Origin of the sequence: Butyricicoccus sp. (assembly GCF_050872565.1) — a bacterium.
Lineage (GTDB): Bacteria > Bacillota > Clostridia > Oscillospirales > Butyricicoccaceae > Butyricicoccus_A.
The window spans coordinates 1-2,046 of record NZ_JBNMHC010000378.1 but is presented as its reverse complement, the minus strand read 5'-3'; the positions used below and the strand labels follow the sequence as shown (position 1 = coordinate 2,046).

The 2,046-nt window shown below is 50.3% G+C and carries 1 protein-coding gene and 1 pseudogene; both read right to left on the bottom strand.

The window, feature by feature from the left end; all coding sequences use genetic code 11:
* Positions 1–645: pseudogene (locus tag ACR0P9_RS11575) on the bottom strand (hypothetical protein); the annotation flags it as partial.
* Between the two features lie 239 nt (positions 646–884).
* Positions 885–2,046 (bottom strand): ATP-binding protein (locus tag ACR0P9_RS11570; RefSeq protein ID WP_432620303.1); only part of this gene is annotated, 1,162 nt, incomplete at its 5' end.

Here is a 2,046-nt window from a genome sequence, read left to right as displayed (position 1 = left end):
GCTCAGAACGACTTTATACATATCGCCGCCCTCAACAACGTGGTTGTTGGTAATAATATAGCCGTCCTCGCTCATGATAACACCGGAGCCGGAGGACTCGGTACCCTGCTGTACAGAGTCTACGACAATCGCTACAATAGACGGCGAGACTTTCTGATAGACCTCTGAATAGCTCGCCATATCCTCGCTGGTGCTGCTCAGCTGTACCTTGGTTGTGTTGGAAGAGGTTCCGCTTCCGGTATCCGCATTACTGCTGGAAGAGCTGCTCAGCGTCGGCAGAGAAATATGTCCGTTTGCTGCCCAGCCGCCGCCAAATGCGAGTGCGCCGACCACAACGACAGCAACTACCGGCTTCCACGGGAACTTCTTTTTGGGTCCCTTCGGCTTTTTCGGGCCATTGCCGCCCGGCTTTTTTCCGCCGCTCCACTGCTCATAGGCATTGTCGTGCGGTGGTGGCGGCGTGCTGCCGCCGTTTCCCATATCTGAAAAACCGGTATTGGCAGAAGTATTGTCTGTATGCGTATATGCTGCACCGGCGTTCTGATAGCCTGCACCCTTTTGCTCCTCTGCGCCGCGTACCGGCGTCTGGAACGGTGTCGTCTGTTCCGATGCCTCGTTTTCATGATTGTTGCGGAACTCGTCCATACCTATATCCTCCTTCAAGTATCAGGTCGTACTGTTCTTTCTTTTATGTGCTTCATTGTACGCCTATAATATGATGATTCCTTGTTTGCAATGTTAATTTTCTGTGAATCTACATATTTGCAAATATTTTGCGTGAATACTTCTGTCAGACGTCGGTTTTTCTGTGTTTTTTCTGTGATTTTGTGTGAAGCGTGTGAAAAAACGCCAGAACCGGATCGCTCCGATTCTGACGCTTGATCTTACAGTTCTGATTTTTTATTGACTCTGTCCTTGATTTCCGCCATTGGCTTTTTCTCTGCCATTGGCATCGTGAACATAAATTCTGTCTCTCCGCCGGACGAGCGGACAGAAATATCACCGCCATGCATATTGACGATGGATTTTACCAGATACAGCCCCAGACCTGCGCCGGTCTTATCGCGGCTGCGGCTGCGGTCTACCTTGTAGAATCGCTCAAATACATGCGGCAGATCTTCCTGCGGAATCTCTGAACCAGTATTGCGGATGAGGAACTGGCTCATCGTGCCTACCTGCTCCGCGCGAATGGTCAGCTTGCCGCCTTCGTTGACAAATTTTACCGCATTGTCTACCAAATTATAAATCACGCGGTAAATATGATCGCCGTCGCCGTATACAATCAGCGAATCCGCCATCTCTACATCCATATCGAGATGCTTATCATTGATCTGATTTTCAAAGCTGATGAGGACACGCGCCACCATTTCAATCAGGTCAAACGGTGCCGGTGTGATAATCAGCTCACCCGCCTGAATTTTTGCGGCATCCAACATACGCATGACCAGACGGGACAGTCGTCCCACTTCTTCAGAGATAATCTTTAAGTACTGATTGTGCTTTTCCGGCGGAATCGTGCCGTCCAACATGCCATCGACAAAACCGCGAATAGATGTCATCGGTGTTTTCAGCTCATGCGACACATTCGCCACAAAACCGCGGCTGAGTTCTTCCTGCTGCTGCAAGGACGTTGCCATATTATTGAAGCTGACTGCCAGCTCGTCGATTTCATCGCAGTTGTTGTTTTCGGATACGCGCACATCAAATTCGCCGTGTCCGAATTTCTTCGCCGCAGAGACCAAGCCCTTGAGCGGACGCGTGAGCATATCGGACAGGAACCAGCTGATAATCATCGTCAGCACCAGCGTGACGCAGACAATGAGAAAATAGCTCTTCATGATATTGCGCATCAAATCCGTGGTCGATGTCGCCGGAGATGCCGCAATGACCAGCGCCGCGATATTGCCGGAGGAATCCTTACAGGTCGTACCGGCGATAAAATAATTTTCGGAAAACAGACCGCTCGCATTGCCGGATGCAAAAAACGAACCGTCCTTGCGGATTTTCTGTACTAGCTGGCTGCTGATGGTGCCGGGTATCTTTCCG